Source organism: Algoriphagus ornithinivorans, assembly GCF_900115305.1.
Lineage (GTDB): Bacteria > Bacteroidota > Bacteroidia > Cytophagales > Cyclobacteriaceae > Algoriphagus > Algoriphagus ornithinivorans.
Genome location: NZ_FOVW01000005.1, coordinates 283,685 through 303,119, shown reverse-complemented (window position 1 = coordinate 303,119; position 19,435 = coordinate 283,685). Strand labels below are relative to the sequence as shown.

Annotated in this window: 16 protein-coding genes; 10 read left to right on the top strand and 6 right to left on the bottom strand. The window is 41.5% G+C overall.

Annotated elements, in window-relative coordinates; translation table 11 throughout:
- Nucleotides 1-73: 73 nt before the first annotated feature.
- Together BM073_RS09620 and ruvB are read right to left on the bottom strand one after the other, a co-directional pair.
- Nucleotides 74-718: a hypothetical protein gene (locus tag BM073_RS09620; RefSeq protein ID WP_139217471.1), complete on the bottom strand. Its 645-nt coding sequence runs from the start codon at nt 716-718 to the stop codon at nt 74-76.
- A gap of 113 nt (nt 719-831) precedes the next feature.
- Entirely contained in the window at nt 832-1,863 is a 1,032-nt protein-coding gene (gene ruvB, locus BM073_RS09615; RefSeq protein ID WP_091653593.1) for a Holliday junction branch migration DNA helicase RuvB, read from the bottom strand.
- A 275-nt stretch (nt 1,864-2,138) separates the two neighbouring features.
- Here ruvB and BM073_RS09610 point away from each other — a divergent pair, with 275 nt between their 5' ends.
- The 7 genes from BM073_RS09610 (at nt 2,139) to BM073_RS09580 (ending at nt 10,770) form a co-directional block, all read left to right on the top strand.
- Nucleotides 2,139-3,203, top strand: a complete 1,065-nt coding sequence (locus tag BM073_RS09610; RefSeq protein ID WP_091653591.1) for an FAD:protein FMN transferase — start codon at nt 2,139-2,141, stop codon at nt 3,201-3,203.
- Nucleotides 3,204-3,318: 115 nt separating this feature from the next.
- The gene (locus tag BM073_RS18065) at nt 3,319-4,071 is read left to right on the top strand and encodes a ZIP family metal transporter (RefSeq protein ID WP_091653589.1); all 753 of its coding nucleotides are present in this window, start codon (nt 3,319-3,321) and stop codon (nt 4,069-4,071) included.
- Nucleotides 4,072-4,190: 119 nt separating this feature from the next.
- Nucleotides 4,191-4,457 carry a DUF4212 domain-containing protein gene (locus BM073_RS09600; protein WP_091653587.1) on the top strand — a complete coding sequence of 89 codons (267 nt, stop codon included), beginning with the start codon at nt 4,191-4,193 and terminating at the stop codon, nt 4,455-4,457.
- A gap of 12 nt (nt 4,458-4,469) precedes the next feature.
- A complete protein-coding gene (locus tag BM073_RS09595) occupies nt 4,470-6,152 on the top strand; it encodes a sodium:solute symporter family protein (protein WP_091653585.1) in 1,683 nt (560 codons plus the stop codon).
- A 48-nt stretch (nt 6,153-6,200) separates the two neighbouring features.
- Nucleotides 6,201-8,093, top strand: coding sequence for an acetate--CoA ligase (acs, locus tag BM073_RS09590; protein WP_091653583.1), 1,893 nt, complete (start codon nt 6,201-6,203; stop codon nt 8,091-8,093).
- Between the two features lie 74 nt (nt 8,094-8,167).
- On the top strand, nt 8,168-10,102 hold the full coding sequence (locus tag BM073_RS09585) for a DUF294 nucleotidyltransferase-like domain-containing protein (protein ID WP_091653581.1): 1,935 nt from the start codon (nt 8,168-8,170) through the stop codon (nt 10,100-10,102).
- Entirely contained in the window at nt 10,099-10,770 is a 672-nt protein-coding gene (locus BM073_RS09580; RefSeq protein ID WP_091653579.1) for a 3'-5' exonuclease, read from the top strand. The genes BM073_RS09585 and BM073_RS09580 overlap by 4 nt, the downstream gene beginning before the upstream one ends.
- Here BM073_RS09580 and BM073_RS09575 read toward each other — a convergent pair whose 3' ends face one another.
- Entirely contained in the window at nt 10,771-12,171 is a 1,401-nt protein-coding gene (locus BM073_RS09575) for a DUF4403 family protein (protein ID WP_139217470.1), read from the bottom strand. It abuts the gene before it with no gap.
- 74 nt (nt 12,172-12,245) lie between these two features.
- On the opposite strand from BM073_RS09575, the gene ytxJ reads away from it, so the two are divergent.
- On the top strand, nt 12,246-12,581 hold the full coding sequence (ytxJ, locus tag BM073_RS09570) for a bacillithiol system redox-active protein YtxJ (protein WP_091653575.1): 336 nt from the start codon (nt 12,246-12,248) through the stop codon (nt 12,579-12,581).
- Nucleotides 12,582-12,702: 121 nt separating this feature from the next.
- Nucleotides 12,703-15,561, top strand: coding sequence for an outer membrane beta-barrel protein (locus tag BM073_RS09565; protein ID WP_091653573.1), 2,859 nt, complete (start codon nt 12,703-12,705; stop codon nt 15,559-15,561).
- Nucleotides 15,562-16,069: 508 nt separating this feature from the next.
- Here the strand turns inward: BM073_RS09565 and BM073_RS09555 are convergent.
- On the bottom strand, nt 16,070-16,630 hold the full coding sequence (locus tag BM073_RS09555) for a fasciclin domain-containing protein (protein ID WP_091653764.1): 561 nt from the start codon (nt 16,628-16,630) through the stop codon (nt 16,070-16,072).
- 281 nt (nt 16,631-16,911) lie between these two features.
- Between BM073_RS09555 and pheS the strand changes: the two genes are divergently transcribed.
- Entirely contained in the window at nt 16,912-17,940 is a 1,029-nt protein-coding gene (gene pheS, locus BM073_RS09550; RefSeq protein ID WP_091653569.1) for a phenylalanine--tRNA ligase subunit alpha, read from the top strand.
- 47 nt (nt 17,941-17,987) lie between these two features.
- On the opposite strand, the gene rpiB is transcribed toward pheS, so the two are convergent.
- Together rpiB and tatC are read right to left on the bottom strand one after the other, a co-directional pair.
- Nucleotides 17,988-18,419, bottom strand: coding sequence for a ribose 5-phosphate isomerase B (rpiB, locus tag BM073_RS09545; protein WP_091653568.1), 432 nt, complete (start codon nt 18,417-18,419; stop codon nt 17,988-17,990).
- 153 nt (nt 18,420-18,572) lie between these two features.
- Nucleotides 18,573-19,421: a twin-arginine translocase subunit TatC gene (tatC, locus tag BM073_RS09540; RefSeq protein ID WP_091653566.1), complete on the bottom strand. Its 849-nt coding sequence runs from the start codon at nt 19,419-19,421 to the stop codon at nt 18,573-18,575.
- Nucleotides 19,422-19,435: the final 14 nt, after the last annotated feature.

The following is a 19,435-nucleotide window of genomic DNA, read 5'->3' as shown; positions in this document are numbered from 1 at the left end:
CGCTTTAAGATAAAATAGATAACTAACTATTCTCCTCGAAGGAAGATAACTTCTATGGTTAGCTGTTTCCCTATCAAAAAAACCTAAGCTCTACATGCGCCGCATACTTATTCAGCCAGATGATATCCATCCTTGCACCTTCCACCCATAGAAAAGTCAGGTCTATGGTCTCTACACTATCTAGTTTATTATAATCCTGAAAAAGATAAGAAGGGAATAAGTTTCGTAAGCTATAAGAACCAGGATATCGCTTTTTGTAATCATCCAAAGTTATTTGGAAAACTGGCAAATCCTCCAGCCTAAAATCTGTATTGCTGTAATTTTTAAATTCTAAGAATATAAGCTTTCCTTGACTGTATTGTACCCATACTGAATCCTTCACATTTCGATAATTGGCAATATCGATTTGATCATCATGCTGGGTAAGGACAAAGCTCTCAGGCAGATTATCAGGCGTTTTTGGATAGTCTGCCATAGCTAATTCGTTGAGAAAAACCTGATTCTCCGGAATAGTTTCGGCGATTTCCTCAATGTTTAAATTTTCGGATTCATTGTAGTACCAGATAGGAGTATCCCCGTGGGTAATGGGAGATCTTAAAATATTCTCTGTCATCGGGATACTGTCGGATGCACCTTCTATTAAAGCCTTTGGTGAAGTTTTTCGTTCACAAGATGACAGAATTAAGACACCTGAAAATAAAACTATTATTCTTATCACTTTTTAGTAGTAGTAGATCTCCAAAAAAAGATTCGTGATCGGTTTTAGGCAAGTCTAACTTCTATAGCAGTAGAACAAAAGGAAATATTTGAGGATGTTCATGATGCCTAATTTTAAATATCAAACAAACCTCCCATTCCTTGGGCTGGCTTGATTTTTAGATGCTTGTATGCCAGTTCAGTAGCCATTCTTCCTCGGGCTGTTCGTTTCATATAGCCTTCTTGAATCAAGAATGGCTCGTAAACTTCCTCGATGGTTTCTGCTTCTTCCCCGCATGCCGTAGCAATGGTGCTCAAGCCTACAGGTCCGCCTTTAAACTTTTCAATGATGGTCAGCAAAATTCTGTTATCCATTTCATCCAGGCCATTTTCATCCACGTCTAAGGCATTTAAGGCAAATTTTGCTATATCCAATGTGATGGTTCCATCTCCTTTGACTTCAGCGAAATCCCGCGTTCTTCTCAATAGCATATTTGCAATTCTCGGCGTTCCACGGCTCCTTCTGGCAATTTCAAAAGCTGCAATTTCGTCTATGGGAGTTTGCAAAATCCCTGCAGATCGGGACACGATATCTGTCAGCAATTTTGCATCATAATATTCCAGTCTGGAATTGATTCCAAACCTGGCTCTCAAGGGAGAAGTCAGTAAGCCCGAACGGGTGGTAGCTCCGATTAAGGTAAAGGGACTGAGAGAAATTTGAACTGATCTTGCATTAGGCCCTGAATCCAACATGATATCAATCCGGAAGTCCTCCATAGCAGAGTACAAATACTCCTCCACTATTGGGTTGAGACGGTGAATCTCATCGATAAAAAGCACGTCTCCTTCTTCCAGATTCGTTAAAAGTCCAGCGAGATCCGAGGGTTTATCTAAGACAGGGCCTGAGGTGATTTTGATTCCAGCCTTCAGTTCATTGGCAATAATATGGCTTAGGGTGGTTTTCCCCAGTCCCGGAGGGCCATGCAATAAGACATGATCCAGAGGTTCGTTTCTGTTTTTTGCAGCCAAAACGAATACCCTCAGGTTTTCAACGATTTTGGCCTGACCTGTAAAATCCTCAAAACTTAATGGACGGAGTACTTTTTCAAATTCTTTGTCTTTGGAACTCAAATGCTCCTCGTCTCCTCTCAGATAATCTTCTCTCATGATTCTTCGCTAGCTTACAAATATAGAAATATGATGATCCCTTATGATACCCTCAACCAAATTCTCTTTGATTAGTAGGAGGGAAGACAGAAGACAGAAGTATCTAAAACCTTTGGTTTCTACCAAAGCAAGGTTAACCTGGTAAATTCTTAAAGACAGTAATTTTTCTCAAAAGATTCAAATAAATAGCCATGGGAGCTATCATAATTTTGAAGTAAGAAATTGACAGGCCAAGCAAAAATAAGCCTTAACTTTGAGTCCAAAATTGATTCGAAATGCGCCCGAATACCCGAAAAAATATCATTTACTCCCTGGTTCTTCTCCTATTGGTAGTAGTAGTCTACACTTGGAGAAACCGGGAAAAATCGCCTGAAATCACCCTGGAAGAGGCTGCTCAAACCGGAAAAGTGACTTTATCAGGCCAAACAATGGGAACAACTTATTCAGTCACCTATTTGGATACTGAAAATCGGGACTTTAAAAAATCTATTGACTCTCTATTGGTTGTTTTCAACCAAAGTTTATCCACCTATATCTCGGACTCGGAATTAAGTCGGTTCAATCAGGGAGACTCTTTGAATTTTCAATTGCCTTTTCTACTTCAAGTGTTGAAAGCTAGCAAAGAAATCTATCAGAAAACTGAAGGGGCATTTGATCCAACAGTTGGTCCTTTGGTGAATGTATGGGGATTTGGACCAGGTGGACCACAGTTAAAAGACTCAGTGGATATCCAAAACATGCTGAGAATGGTTGGGTTTGACAAAATTGATTTTGATTCAAAGCAACTTAGAAAAAAGGTTCCTGGCGTATATCTAGACTTTTCTGCTATTGCCAAAGGACAAGGAGTGGATGTGGTAGCCAAATTTTTGAGCAGCAAAGGATTGTCAAATTATTTGGTAGAAATAGGTGGGGAATTAGTGGCGCGTGGAGTAAATGAAAAAGGCGAACTCTGGAAAGTGGGTGTAAATAGACCTGAAGAAGAATCAAATGCATCGGAACTATACAGCATTATTGCCTTAAACAACAAGGGTATGGCAACTTCAGGCAATTACAGGAACTTTTATGTGCAAGATTCCATCAAGATATCCCATACCATTGATCCTAAAACTGGCTATCCTGTCAGACATAATTTACTTAGCGCTACGGTCCTTGCAAATGATTGCATGACTGCAGATGCCTATGCCACAGCCATGATGGTAATGGGTACCGAAAGAGCTATTGCACTATCAGAAGGGATCAAAGAAATCGAAGTATTTCTAATCTATAGTAATCCGGATGGAAGCTATGGAACTTATGCCAGTGAAAGCCTAAAGCCATACCTATCCTTCGTTCAGGAATAAGAACACAGATTCACAGCATTTAAAATAAATGCAACATTATTGAATTTTATTACCTTTGCGAGGGTTATTAACCCAGCTTTTCTGGGATTTTGAAAGGAAAAGCTGATCAATTCGCATGGGAACCAACTTTATTCTTCTTTTTCTAACTGCAATGATTGCGGGATCTTTGGTCTTTTTTGCACCGAATTTCCGTGATAAGTATTTCAAGCTAGTATTAGTTTTTGCAGGCTCCTATCTTTTCTCTATCACCATTCTTCACATAATTCCCGAACTTTTTGACAGCACTTACAGCAGTTCCAGTATGGGACTGTACATTTTGATTGGCTTTTTATTTCAGCAGATTTTAGAATACTTATCCAGCGGAATAGAACACGGACATATTCACCATCATCACGGTTCCGGTAAAGGAGGAGTGATGACTGTCATGATTGGACTATTTATCCACGCATTTTTGGAAGGTACCCTACTATCCCATGGAAGCTTGATGGAGGGTGTAGTAGAAGAAGTGGCTCATGGCCATAGCGAGAATACCATTTTGGCAGGAATCATCATGCACAAAGGTCCAGCAGCTTTTGCTTTAGCCGCGGTACTTTCATCCGAGCTTTCGAAAAAATGGACATTGATTCTATTAACACTATTTGCATTAGCATCTCCTTTAGGAATGTTTTCAAGTGCCTTTTTATTCCAGCAAGGAGTTTTGGAAAAAGAAGGAATCGGTGTTTTGTACGGGCTCGTTGCAGGAGGATTTCTTCACATTTCCACAACCATATTCTTCGAAAGCAGCCCACAACATAAGCTTCAAACCAGCAAGCTTTTGGTAAGCTTCTTTGCCGCAGCCTTAGCGATTGCCTCTGAATATTTGCTATAAAATTTCGCTTAGCTACGCTGACTTTTTAAAAAATTTTAATTTTTATATAAAACAGGTTGCATTTACGTGGATTCACCTGCTACTTTATATGCTGAAGCATTTATAAAGCCAAAGAATCTATGCCTTCCCAACCCAAAATAAATACAAAACGCTACTGGAGAAAAAATCTTCAGACCTTGTTGATACTGCTCTTTTTCTGGTTTCTCGTATCCTTCGGGTTTGGAATCCTATGGGTGGAAGAACTCAATCAAATCAGGCTAGGAGGCTTCAAATTAGGTTTCTGGTTTGCACAGCAAGGATCTATTTATGCATTTGTGGTTTTGATTTTTATTTATGTCTACCGCATGAATCGGCTGGACAAGGAATTTGACGTAAACGAAGAATAACCTCACCCACTCATGGAAATCCTCACCTGGACTTATTTACTCGTAGGAGTCTCTTTCGCCGTTTACATTGGAATAGCCATTTGGACTAGAGCTGGTTCCACTAAAGAATTTTACGTAGCTGGAGGAGGGGTTTCCCCCTTGGCAAACGGGATGGCAACGGCTGCAGATTGGATGTCGGCAGCTTCTTTTATTTCCATGGCAGGCCTGATCTCGTTTGCGGGATACGATGGATCGGTATATCTCATGGGCTGGACCGGAGGCTATGTATTATTGGCTCTTTTGCTTGCTCCTTATCTGCGAAAGTTTGGAAAATTTACTGTTCCTGATTTTGTGGGTGATCGCTACTATTCCAAAACAGCAAAAATAGTCGCTGTCATTTGTGCCTTATTTATATCCTTCACCTATGTGGCTGGGCAAATGAGGGGAGTTGGAATTGTTTTTTCCCGCTATTTGGAAGTACCGATTGAATGGGGTGTAGTGATAGGAATGTGTATCGTTTTTTTCTACGCCGTGTTAGGAGGCATGAAAGGAATCACCTACACCCAGGTCGCCCAGTACTGTGTGCTCATTTTCGCCTATATGGTTCCGGCTATTTTCATCTCCATGCAATTGACTGGTAATCCTATTCCTCAATTGGGATTGGGTGGAGAGTTGGAAGAAGGCACCTATCTATTGGATAAGCTGGATGGTGTTTTGGCAGATTTAGGATTTGCAGAATATACCTCAGGCAGGAAAAGTATGACTGATATATTCATGATCACATTAGCTTTGATGGTTGGTACTGCTGGTTTGCCACATGTGATTGTACGGTTTTTCACGGTTCCCAGAGTCAAAGATGCACGGCTTTCGGCTGGCTATGCTTTAGTCTTCATAGCCATTTTATATACCACTGCTCCAGCGGTAGCCGCATTTGGTATTTACAATGCCATCAATTCCACCTCGGAAAAGAGAATGGATGAGCTGCCTACCTGGATTGCTACTTGGCAAAAAACTGATTTGATACAAGTAGAAGATAAAAATGGAGACGGAAAAGTGCAATACCTGCCAGATCCGGAAACCAATGAGTTGAATATAGACCGAGATATCATGGTGCTAGCCTCTCCGGAAATAGCAAAACTTCCCAACTGGGTGGTTGGTCTGGTTGCAGCTGGGGCTATGGCGGCAGCATTATCCACAGCAGCGGGACTTCTCTTAGTCATCTCCACTTCTGTTTCCAGAGATTTAGTAAAAACCTATAATCCTGGCATCACAGAAAAGAAGGAATTGCGTATTGCCCGAATTGCCGCAGCCGGAGCAGTGATATTGGCGGGTTATTTTGGAGTAAACCCTCCCGGTTTTGTGGCTCAAGTAGTTGCTTTTGCCTTTGGCTTAGCGGCAGCTTCCTTTTTCCCTGTCATCATTATGGGAATCTTTTCGAGTAGGATTAATAAAGAAGGCGCCATCGCCGGAATGTTAACTGGACTGGTCTTCACCTTGGGCTACATCATTTATTTCAAGTTTATCAGTCCCGAACTCAATACTTCTGAGCATTGGTGGTTTGGCATTTCCCCTGAGGGGATTGGGTCTCTGGGAATGATTCTCAATTTTCTAATTTGTATTTTAGTATCAAGCTTAACCCCTCCACCTCCTCAGGACGTACAAGAAATGATAGAGGAAATTCGAATTCCCAGAGGAGCGGGAAAGCCGACCCATTAGAAAAAATTCAGGGCAAAAGCCCTTTTTTACAATAAACCTAAAGTAGAAATGAGCGATCGATTACACACACTCAGCGGATATTTGTATGAATACCAGAAAAGTGTTGCCCAGCCAGAGGAGTTCTGGTCTCGGGTCGCAGATTCTTTTCATTGGAGAAAAAGATGGTCTAAAACCTTAAAATGGAATTTTCGAGACCCAGATGTCAAATGGTTTATCAATGGTAAACTGAATATCACTGAGAATATTTTTGAAAGACACCTCTATACAATAGGCGATCGGCCCGCTATTATTTGGGAGCCTAACGATCCAAAAGAAGCTGGACGTACGCTTACATATAAAGAGCTTTATCATGCAGTTTGCCAGTTTTCCAATGCACTGAAAGCAAAAGGAATCGGAAAAGGGGATCGGGTCATTATTTATATGCCTATGGTACCAGAGGCAGCTGTAGCCATGCTTGCCTGTGCCCGAATAGGAGCCATTCACTCTGTGGTTTTCGCTGGATTTAGCGCCTCTGCTTTGGCTGATAGAGTGAATGATTGTCAGGCAAAGGCAATCTTAACTGCTGATGGGAATTTCAGAGGAAATAAAAAAATTCCTGTCAAAGATGTAGTCGATGAGGCATTGGAGAAATCCTCCGTGGAAACCGTGATTGTTTACCAAAGAACCCACCAGGAGATCAACATGAAATCTGGAAGGGATCATTGGTGGCATGATGTAATCAAAGAAGAGAAAGAGGAAAATAAAGCAGAGGAAATGGACTCGGAGGATATGCTTTTTATCCTTTACACTTCAGGTTCTACCGGCAAACCAAAAGGGGTTGTTCATACCACAGGAGGATATATGGTTTATACCAAATACTCCTTTGAAAATGTATTTCAATATTCTCCAGGGGATATTTACTGGTGTACCGCAGATATTGGCTGGATTACCGGGCACTCCTACATCGTGTATGGCCCTTTGCTAGCTGGAGCAACCACCTTGATGTTTGAAGGAGTACCTACTTTTCCTGATGCAGGAAGATTTTGGGCAGTGGTGGAAAAACATCAAGTAAATCAGTTTTATACGGCACCTACAGCCATTAGGGCTCTGCAAGCCCACGGCACAGAACCAATCGAGGGATATGATTTGAGCTCATTGAAAGTGCTCGGCTCAGTTGGTGAGCCCATAAATGAGGAAGCTTGGCATTGGTATCACACGCATATAGGAAAAGGAAAATGTCCAATTGTAGATACTTGGTGGCAGACTGAGACTGGAGGAATTATGGTTTCCCCTCTTGCGGGAATTACTCCGACAAAACCAGCATATGCAACTTTGCCTCTTCCCGGAATTCAATTATGTATAGTGGATGCGGAGGGAAATGAGCTCACGGGAAATGGGGTGGAAGGAAACCTCTGTATAAAATTTCCTTGGCCTTCTATGATCCGTACCACTTATGGTGATCATGATCGATGCAAACAAACCTACTTCTCAACTTACAAGGACATGTATTTTACAGGAGATGGTGTCAAAAGAGACCATGATGGATATTATAGAATTTTAGGCCGAGTAGACGATGTGATTAATGTTTCCGGACATAGAATGGGCACCGCAGAAGTAGAAAATGCCATCAATGAGCACCCATTGGTAATAGAATCTGCGGTAGTGGGCTATCCACACGAAGTCAAAGGCCAGGGCATTTATGCTTACGTGATCTGTGACATGAAGAATAGAACGGAGGAAAACTTGGTCAACGAAATCAAGGATACCGTTTCTAAAATTATCGGCCCGATTGCCAAGCCTGATAAAATTCAAATTGTGCCAGGTTTACCCAAAACCAGATCTGGTAAGATTATGCGGAGAATATTGAGAAAAGTCGCAGAAAATAATCTGGATAATATGGGAGACACCAGTACACTGCTTGATCCTGAGGTGGTGACTCAGATTATTGAAGGCAGAAAGTAACCTGGATTTCTGAATTGGATGCAGGATACAAGAAAATAGAACTTGTATCTTGCATCTAAACTTCTTCAACAAATATGGCCAATGTCATTGTCAACCGGGTTCAGGAATTTCTAAAAAAACATCCTCCCTTTTCCTTCTTGAACCAAGATGACTTAGCCTCCGTGGCCTCTCAAATAGAAATTCAATACCATGAAAAAGGTGAAATTCTATTTGAAAAAGGAGATGCCCCGGAAGCCCATTTTTTTATCCTGAAAGAAGGCCAAATCGAATTGAAAGACGGGGAAGAGACCAAAGACTTTTGTGATGAAGGGGATGTGTTTGGAGTCTTGGCCTTATTAGGAAAAAGACCCTATATCCTAACTGCAGCTGTATTGGAAAACTCGCTGGTATATTGCATCCCGGTCAATGCTTTTGAAGAAATTCTGCAGAGAAACAGCAAAGTAGCGCTCTTTTTTGCTGCGGGTTTCGCATCAGGACAGGTCGTAATACGGCAGGATCTTTCTGCCGGACAAAAAGCTAGAGGGATTTTCAAAAAAGACAATAATGACCACTCTTTACTCATTTTTTCAGATCAGTCTGAAATTCGATTTTCAGAAAATGTAGTCTGTATTGCTGCAGAATCTAGCATACAACAAGCTGCAGAAAAAATGGCAGAAAAGGAGGTGAGTTCAGTCGTAATTATCAATTCCGAAAAATACCCCGTAGGAATCATCACCGATAAGGACCTTCGAACCAAAGTTGTCGCAAAAGCAATTTCACTGGATTTGCCAGTGAAGCAAATCATGAGTTCACCGGTGGTCACCAAAAAAAGAGACAGCAGCTTTTCAGACTTGTATTTGAGTATGATTAAAAATAGGCTGCATCATTTGATCCTGACCGAAGACGGGAGCGCCGAAAGTCCTGTTTGTGGGATTCTATCGGATCATGACGTGCTGCTTTCCATGGGCAACAGTCCTGCAGTTTTGATCAATGCCCTGCTGAATACAACCGATCTCACTGAAATGCGTGCCATTCGGGATAGAGCCGAGACAATGCTTCGCTATTATTTGGAAAATGAGGTATCCATGGATTTTGTGGCCTCGGTCATGACCGAAATCAATGATGTCATCATTCAACAAGCAACCAAAATTGCCAGGAGCAAACTAGCACCCGAATTTCCGGAGATGCAGGGAATCAAATTTGCCTTTATTTCTTTGGGCTCGGAGGGAAGGGAAGAGCAGCTACTAAGAACTGACCAAGACAATGCCCTGATTTATGAGGACCTCCCGGCTTCGGTTCAAGTGAAAGCAGCAAACTATTTCCATCTAATGGGTTCCGAAATAGTGGAAGTACTCCTTGCATGTGGGTTTGCATCTTGCCCGGGTGAGATTATGGCCTCCAATCCCAAATGGGTACAGCCTCTGAGCAAGTGGAAAGAATATTTCTCAGAGTGGATTCTTTCGCCTACTCAAGAATCCTTAATGCAGGCCTCTATCTTTTTTGACTTCAGAAAAATCACCGGTAGCTCTTCTCTAACTGATGAGCTCAGTGCCCATATATATGAGGAAATTCAGTCCAAAAAGGCTTTTCTGAGCTTTATGGCTCAAAATGCTTTAAAAAACCCACCTCCACTCGGCTTTTTTAAAGATTTTATGGTGGAAAAATCTGGGGAACATAGAGACCAGTTTGATATCAAAGCCAGAGCAATGATGCCCTTGGCGGACCTAGCCAGACTTTTGGTCTTGAGCCACGGAATAACAGGGATCAATAATACATTTAAGCGCTTTGAAAAATTAGGGCAGCTGGAACCTAATTATGAGTCTCTTTTCAACCAAGCTGGAAAGGCCTATGAAATCCTGATGAGGATGAGAGCATTGGAAGGACTTCAAAATGATAATAGTGGCAGATTCATTTCTCCGGAACATATGGGGAAACTTCAAAGACAATTGCTGAAGAATACATTTTCCCCATTGGCTGAATTGCAAGATATTATGGAAGTGCGTTTTCAACTAGCCTACTTCAGGAAATGAGTTGGTGGCCTTTTGGAAGAAAAAAAGAGGAGCAGCCTCCTTGGCTGAACGCTTATTTAAAGGAGGCTAGAAAGTCTATTCCCGGAATCCGAAAAATCCAGCAGTTGAGCTTTGTAGTCTTGGATACCGAGGCCACTGGTTTTGATCCTAAGAAAGATGAATTATTATCCTGCGGTATCATAGGGATTGAAGAGGAAAAAATCAAAATCAGCAGTTCCAAAGAATGGCAATTTGCATCTGAGAAATCTCCTGGAAAATCTGCAACAATACATGGCTTGATTCATCCCAAAAATCCAATTGAGCTAAAAACCTTTTGTCAGGAGCTACTGGGTAATCTGCGAGGATCCATTATTGTAGGCCATCATATTGGATTTGATTTGGACCTACTGTGCAAAACTTTTCAACCTTTTGGATTTAATCAATTCCCTAATCCGAAAATTGACACGATGAATTTGGCTGTGCGTTTGGATTTTGGCCCCCAAGTAGACTGGAATAGGGTAAGAAAAGAGGATTACAGCCTGGATGCTTTGTGCGAAAAGTTCAACATCCCCAAAGAAGACCGACATACTGCTGGAGGGGACGCATTCCTGACTGCTCAATTATTATTGAAATTATTAAAGCAGGCCGAGAAAAAGGGGATTCTTACTTATCAGGAGTTATTTCGCTGATTACTTCCAGTTGACTCCTATTTTCCCTTGGGCTTTCATCATCACCTGCAAGCCAGAACGAGTAGGATAAAATCCCGAGGGAGATATTTCAAGATTTTGGATAGACAAATCAGCGATAGGAGTCTCCAGACCCAATCTTTCCTGAATGCCTCCCAAGCTATCTTCCAACAAATCTCCTATAGGAAAAACAGCCCTTTTTTCAATCTGACGGATAATTTTTCCCTTTTTAAGCGCAATTCCCAACTTGGCTCTGGAATTATCGCTCATCACTTTGAAATTGACATCTTCAAAAATCAAACTTTCCGATTTTCTATCGTAGGCAGGCTTCCCCACCACAAAGAAATTTCCTTCCATACGCTCACCATTTTCCCGGTCAGCCACGAAATCACAGGTAATAGCCAGCCGTTCCCCAAAAGATTGAGTTTTGAGATTGGCATAAGTCAACAATGTCTTTCTATCCACTCTGAATGTTTTTCCCAGAAAATTCTCTGCCATCAAAGCATCCAGCTCAGCATAACTCATTTGAAAAGGCAATGTGATCTCCAGATGATTTTCTGAATCTGAATTGGTACTTAGAGCCGGAAGAGGAAAAGCTCTAGAAGGTGCTGCATTAGCGGGATGGGTGTTGATTTTTCCGCTCAGACCCAACCAAAGATGAAAGTTCTCAGATCGGTCAAAATACTCTTTTAATCTCACGGATTGAGGCTGAATAGAAAAGGCCTGGGCTCCTCCCTCCCAGTTTACCATAAAAGGCTTACCTGCCTGTTCCCATGCCAAGTCAATCATAGGCTTCATGTTTACCAGTTTTTGATCGGGACGTAAATTTTCTTTCGCCCAAGCCCGGATTTCCCTTTCCAACAATCCGCTCAAATCCAATTTCATCCCTAGTACATCCAGTGCAAGATTTCCTCCTAAATCTATCAATTCAAACTGCTTGACACTCAGACTCCAGTCTGGATTGATCTGGGGATTCACTCGAAATACGGGAGCAAACTGCTCATCCAATGGTACTTTTCCCCTAAATAAACTTCCCAATCCGCCTCTTTTCAATCCTAAATCACCTTTTACTTTTAAAGGAAGAGTCATTTGAATTGTTTGGCTATCCAAAGCTACCCATGAAATGCTCCCAACTCTGCTCAATTGAAGATTTCCCTCTATGCCACTACCTAAATCCAAATTTTCCTCGGAAACCAAATTAACGGGAAGCTGGGAATTAAATATCTTGTTTAGAGTAGCCTTCGGCATAGTCAAAGGAACATTGACCTCGGAAGTAGCCCGTGGGATTTCAGGCAAAGGTCCAGGATTAGAAATATCTAAACTTTTACACCCAACAAGCAGGATACTGAGAAATATGAAAGGAATACTATATTTTTGCAATTGAGTTGCGAATTGATGGATCATTTGTAATTTCAATGAATCTATTAAGGAACTAATTACTCCCTGCAAGTATTGTCCCAATTAAAGTATAAGAAGTGATGAATTGGAAAAAATTAACAGAAGAAGCTCAAATTGAGGAAATAAAAGCGCTTAGCAAAGAAAGACCTGTGATGATTTTTAAGCACAGTACACGTTGCTCAGTCAGTAGCATGTCCTTGGACAGACTATTGAGAAATTGGAAAGCAGAGGATGAACAGAAGCTAGTTCCTTATTTTTTAGATCTCATTGCGCATAGAAATCTTTCAAACCTCGTAGAACAAGTATTTGGCGTACCACATGAGTCTCCTCAGGTCATCATTGTAAGGGATGAGGTGGCTGTTTACGACAATTCTCACTTTGGGATCAATTATTCTGATTTAATGGCAAAAATTTAAACGCTGTTAAAAGCCTGAATTAGCCTTTTATCCCCACTTTTCCCCTCTCTTATTTTTTAGTAAAGAGTGACTAAACCTTTGCCTTTTTCATACAGTCAAAGAAGATGAACTTTGCAATTGTATGAAAAAGAACTACCCAATAATTACTTTAATTTTTTGCTTTTTGACGGCATTGACAGCTTTGGCACAAAGGCCCGAAGGAGCTGAGAGACAGGAGCGAAAATTTACCGGCACCGTGATTGACGGATCTATTAACCAGCCTATGGTTGGTGCCAATGTGCAAATAAAAACAGTAACCGATTCACTTTTGAGAGGGACGGTAACAGATGGACAAGGAAAATTTGAAATCATCCGTCCAAATATCCCTCAAGTTAAAATAGAAATCACTTTTATAGGATATAGAACTATCACCAAAATCCACAGCATGAGAGAGCCCGTGGATTTGGGAGATTTGATTTTACTTGAAGACACCAAGGTATTGGGGGAAGTTTTGATTGAAGGGCAAGTTCCAGTTGGAGAACAAAAAGGAGATACTACCTCCTTTAATGCCAATGCTTTCAAAACCAGAGAAAATGCCCAGGCAGAAGACTTAATCAGAAAGCTTCCAGGTGTCACATTTCAAAATGGACAAATCCAAGCTCAGGGAGAACAGGTTCAGAGGGTATTGGTGGACGGACGCGAATTTTTCGGTTCGGATCCCAGCATTGCCTTAAGAAATCTTCCAGCTGACGCCATCGAACGGGTAGAAGTCTTGGATCAACGCTCAGACCAAAGCAGACTTACGGGTTTTGATGACGGTAACTACACCAAAACCATCAATATTATCCTTCGCTCAGACAAGAAAAATGGGCAATTTGGAAGAGCCTATGCAGGCTATGGTACAGATGATCGCTATTCCGCGGGGGGCAGCTTGAACTTATTTAATGGAGATCGAAGAGTATCGATTTTAGGTCTTTTCAACAATGTCAATCAGCAAAACTTTTCTTCCCAAGATTTGGCAGGGGTAACCGCCAATGCCTCGGGAGGAGGAGGAAGAAGATTTGGAGGTGGGCGCTTCGGAGGAGGCAACAACAACTTCTTTGTAGGCAATGACATTGGAATCATTGCAACCAATGCCTTGGGCCTGAATTATTCAGACAAATGGGGCAAGAAGGTAAACTTCACCGGAAGTTATTTTTTCAATAATACCAACAACACTCTGCGTCAGTTGACCAATCGGGAAACGATTGTCAACCAAGGGCTAAGTCAGTTTTATGAAGAAAGTCTGATCAATAATGTGGAAAACTTCAACCACAGAGCCAATGCCCGAATTGAAGCGGATTTGAATGAGAAAAACAGTTTGATCATCACTCCATCCATTTCTTTTCAAACCAACCGCACCTTCAGTGACAGGGATGCATTGACCTATGCGAGTACGGGTGATTCTCTTTCTGCCTTAAAATCTACTTCCAATGCAGAAACTCAGGCTTTCAATTTGGCAAATAATCTGACTTACCGATATAAGTTTGACAAAAAGGGAAGAACTCTCTCTACTGATATCAATACGGTATGGAACAATAGGGATCAGTTTTCCGACTTATTAGCAGCGAGCAGAGAGTATAGAAGAAATACTTTAGACACCACTACCCAAGAAACAAATGGATTAAATCGGGGCTTTAATTATAGGGTCAACACTACCTGGACGGAGCCATTGGGAGAAAAATCCATCGGTACTTTTGGCTATCAAATAGCCAACAACAAAACCCGTTCTGACCAAAAAACCAGAGTCTTCAATGAGGAAAACCTGCCAGTGTTGGATACAGCTTTGAGTAATGAATTTGACAATAAATTTATCACTCAAAGACTACGATCCGGCTATGCCTATACCAATAATGGCTGGAATATTAATTTGAACCTAGACTACCAAAATGCCCACTTAGACAATGAGGCCTTCTTCCCGACAGAGGGAGTATTCAGAAGGGATTTCAACAATATTTTACCGAGTGCAAATATTAACTTCCGAAATAGGGAAACAGGTTTTTCTTGGAGGATTCGATATAGAACTGATACTGATGAGCCAAGTGTAACTGAGTTACAAAACGTGGTCAATAATCAAAATCCTTTAAATCTATCAGTGGGTAACCCTACCCTGGGCCAAAGCTATAACCACAACATTTTTGCAAACATCGCCAAAGTCAATCTGGAAAAGTCTAAGACCTTTTTCACCTTCATCAACTATTCTGCAACCAGTAATTTTATTGGAAACAGCACCTTTGTGGCTTCCCAAGACACTTTGATCAATGGAGAAATCCTCCTGAGACCCGGAGGTCAAATCTCTCAGCCAGTGAACTTGGATGGGAATTGGAGAGTGAGGGCTTTTGCAACTTATGGAATGCCAATACCAAAATTGAAATTACAATTCAATACCAATACAAGACTAGGCTTCAACCGAACTCCTGGCCTGATCAATGGTGATCTGAATTTGAATGACAACATTGATTTAAGCCAAGGCATTACGATTAGCTCCAATATCAGCAAGAATGTGGATTTCTCGGTAAGTACTACAGGTACTTATACTATCGTTAATTCCAGTTTGCAGGCTAATTTGGATCAAAATTATTATGTGCAAGAGTCCAATATTCGTTTGTATTTCTCTCCCAACAATGGAAAACTATTCGTAGGCAATAATGTGAATAACATGCTTTACAGCGGCTTGTCTGAAGGTTTTGATCAGTCTGTGTGGTTGTGGAATATTGAAGGTGGCTTCCGCTTTGCCAAAAACAATAAGGCCGAGTTGAAAGTGGTGGTTTTTGACTTATTAAATCAAAATAACAGCATCAGTAGAACTATTTCTGATGTGGCGATTACGGATGTATTCACCAATGTTTTAACCCGATACGGAATGCTAACCTTTACTTATATCATTGGGAATTTCAAAGAGCCCGAGCCGGATAATAGTCCTTGGAATAGAGGTAGGCCGAGTGGAGGAAGAACCTGGTAGGAAAGTGAGAAGGCTAAAGTGAGAAAGCTAAAGATGCTCGCAGTGGCCCAATGATATTTCCGCAAAGACTGGAAGAGGCAAAGAGACTATGTTTCCTCTGTGGTTTTTAAAATTGCTCGCGGAAACGCAGGGGAAAGGTTATTGGTTATTGAGTTATTTTCAAACTAAGATTTCACCTTTGCCCCAAACTAGGTGTGCTATTGTGAATCCTATGTGGTTTAAAAAAATAGCTCGCAGCGGCGCTGCGGTTTTATCTCCCGCAAAGGAGAGAAGTGGCAAAGAGGCTATGTTTCCTTTGTTCCCTCTGTGGTTTTTAAAATTGCTCGCGGAAACGCAGGGGAAAGGTTATTGGTTATTGAGTCATTTTCAAACTAAGATTTCACCATTGCCCCAAACTATGTGTGCTATTGTGAATCCTATGTGGTTAAATATTCCCCCCTTAAAATAAAAAAAGCCGACGGAGCACATCCCCGCCGGCTTTTCGCTATTTAACCCTAACTTTACCTTATCACATTTTAGGAAGTACTACAGTATCTACAGAGTGAATTACTCCGTTTGACTGCCATACGTCTGCGATAGTTACTTTTGACTGACCACCGTTTTCGTCAGTGATATATAAGTCTTTACCTTTCATCCAAGCAGTCAATTTACCACCTTGTACAGTCGTCAATACCGCTTTTCCATTACCCTTTTTGATAGCCTCTGCGATGTCCTTAGAACCCATTTTACCAGCAACTACATGGTAAGTCAAGACTGCTGTCAATTGACCTTTGTTCTCCGGCTTCAAAAGTGTTTCTACTGTTCCGTTTGGCAATTTTGCGAAAGCGGAGTTTTCAGGAGCAAAAACGGTGAATGGACCTTTTCCTTGTAATGTCTCTACCAATCCTGCTGCTTTTACAGCTGCTACTAGGGTAGTGTGATCTGCAGAGTTTACTGCATTTTCAACAATGTTTTTGGAAGGATACATAGGTGCGCCACCTACTTCTACTGTCTTCTCCATTTGCGCAAAAGCCACATTGGCTGATAAGAAAACAAATGCTACTAAAGCTACTTTTAAGAAATTTTTCATGGTTTGTAGTGTTTTTTGTATTTGGAAGGAATTACGAGGGTCCTGCAAAAATTGGATTGAGAAGGCTTGAAAAATATTTTAAAAAGTCTGTACCAAGTATCCTACAAAGGCTTAAAGCCCCTTGGAGAGTTTGATGCATGCTTAAAGGATATTTTATTATGATTTGAAATTCGGATTAAAAATCCTACCACAGGAGTTCACCCCAACAACGATAAACCAATACTCCAATAGGCCTTTTAAGTCAAAAATTGTAGCTTTGCGACTTGATTAATCTGAATCTCATGTATCAGGAAAAAATCGATGCCATCAAGGCCGCAATTGCATCTGCAGATGCCAATAATCCCGAAGAGTTGGAAGCTTACCGCATGGAGTATATCTCCAAAAAAAGTGTTGTGGGTGCTCTCTTCGCAGATATGGGAAAAATCCCGAATGAGGAAAAGCGCGCCTATGGACAATTGGTCAATGGAGTCAAGCAACTTGCAGAGGAGAAGTTTCAGGAGCTGATAGAAAAAGTCAATTCTGCAAATAAAAAAGCCAAGTCTTCCAATATTGACCTAACCTTACCTCCATCCAACCAAGATATAGGAGGCATTCACCCACTGACCGCAACTCGTCAACGCATCATAGAAATTTTCGAGCGCATTGGTTTCAACCTATCCGAAGGACCGGAAATCGAAGACGACTGGCATAATTTTACTGCTCTCAACTTCCCTGAAAACCATCCTGCAAGGGAGATGCAGGACACCTTTTTTATCGAGAAAAATCCAGATATCGCCTTGCGTACCCATACTTCTTCTGTACAGGTAAGGGTAATGGAAAATCAAAAACCTCCCATCCGCACTCTTTCTCCAGGAAGAGTGTATAGAAATGAAGCTATTTCTGCAAGAGCACATTGCATCTTCCATCAGGTTGAAGGATTGTATGTTGATGAGAACGTTGGATTCGCGGATTTAAAAAATACCCTGTACCACTTTGCCAAGGAGATGTTTGGTAAGGAAACCAAAGTTCGCTTCCGCCCCTCTTATTTTCCTTTCACCGAACCCAGTGCAGAGATTGATATTTCTTGCCTGATTTGTGGAGGAAAAGGTTGTACCATATGTAAAGGAACGGGTTGGGTAGAGATCGGTGGTTCTGGGATGGTAGATCCAAATGTCCTTGAAAACTGTGGCATTGACTCTAAAAAATATACGGGCTTTGCCTTCGGAATGGGAATTGAGCGAATCGCCATGCTCAAATATCAAATCAAGGATTTGCGCTTATTCACTGAAAACGATGTGCGCTTCCTAAGGCAATTCAAACCCTTACTCTAGATTTAAGCCCGGCAAATTGTCGGGCTTTTTTCTTCTACTTTAGCCTATCAACTACAAGCAATCTTATTCACCCGATTAGCATGTCGTCCGCCTTCAAAAGGCGTGTTTAGGAAGGTCTCGGCCAGTTTTTCTGCAAGCTCGTAGGAAATAAATCTGGCAGGAAGAGCCAAAACATTGGCATTGTTATGCTGACGAGCTAAGGCTGCCAACTCCTCATTCCAGCAAAGGGCCGCACGGATTCCTTGATGCTTGTTGGCCGTGATTGCTACTCCATTTCCGGATCCGCAGATAACAATGCCCAGCTCGTATTCTCTATTTTCAATAGCAGTACTTAAGGGATGCACATAGTCTGGATAATCCACAGAAGCATCAGAAAAAGGCCCAAAATCTTTGACCTCATGGCCTAAGCTTTCCAGTTTCTGAACAAACTTCTCTTTGTATTCAAATCCGGCGTGATCGCCTCCGATTGCTATTTTCATGATTTTGTCTTTTAAATCCCCCTAGCCCCCTTTGAAAGGGGGAATTGGTGGTAGGTTCTTAATGAAGTACTAGCCTATAAAGCAAGACTTATCTTCATTCTCTTAATTTATCTGTATTGTCTTTTCAGACTTCTCACTTCAGAGTTCAGACTTCTATTCGGCTTCTTTTTTCGCATACTCGGCTTCCTTAATCGCACGCTTTTTCTCCAAACGTTTAGCGATATTAATTCCAGCTTCGTACAGGACCAAGATAGGCATGGCGATCAGCAACTGAGAAATTACATCCGGAGGGGTAATCACCGCCGCCAGAACCAATATCACGACAATCGCATGTCTTCTATAAGCTCTCAGCATTCCAGAAGTAACCAGTCCTGACATAGACAGGAAATAGATGACTACCGGCAACTGGAACATAATCGCAGAAGCCAATACCAGCATAATAAGGGTAGTCACATAGGAGGATATATCAAACTCATTCAAAATCGACGGATCCAACTGATAGTTGGAAAGAAAGTTGATCGATAATGGAGAAAGGATATAATACCCAAAGGCTGCCCCCAGGAAGAACAACAAACTCACGAAGAAAACAGCTCCCCGAGCAGCGTTTTTCTCCTGATCATACAATCCCGGGCTGATAAATTTCCAAAACTCCCAGAATACATATGGGAAAGCCACCACAAAACCCACCACGAAACTGGAGGTCATGTGCATGGAAAACTGCCCCGTCATCTGCCTACTTTGAATGGTAAAAGGGAGTTCATCAATACACAATGCTGCGATTCCCAAATAATCACTGATATCACAAAGCACCCGATAGGTGAGAAAATCCACCTTGGATGGGCCCAGGATAATGATTCCAAAAACAATGCTTTTGGATAGAAATGCAATCACTGAGAAAATCAGAATGGCTGCCACAGATCGCAGCAAATGCCAGCGGAGAGCTTCTAAATGGTCCAAAAAGGACATTCCCTCCTCTTCCTCTTGATATTGGTCTAATGCCACGTTGGTTTGTTACG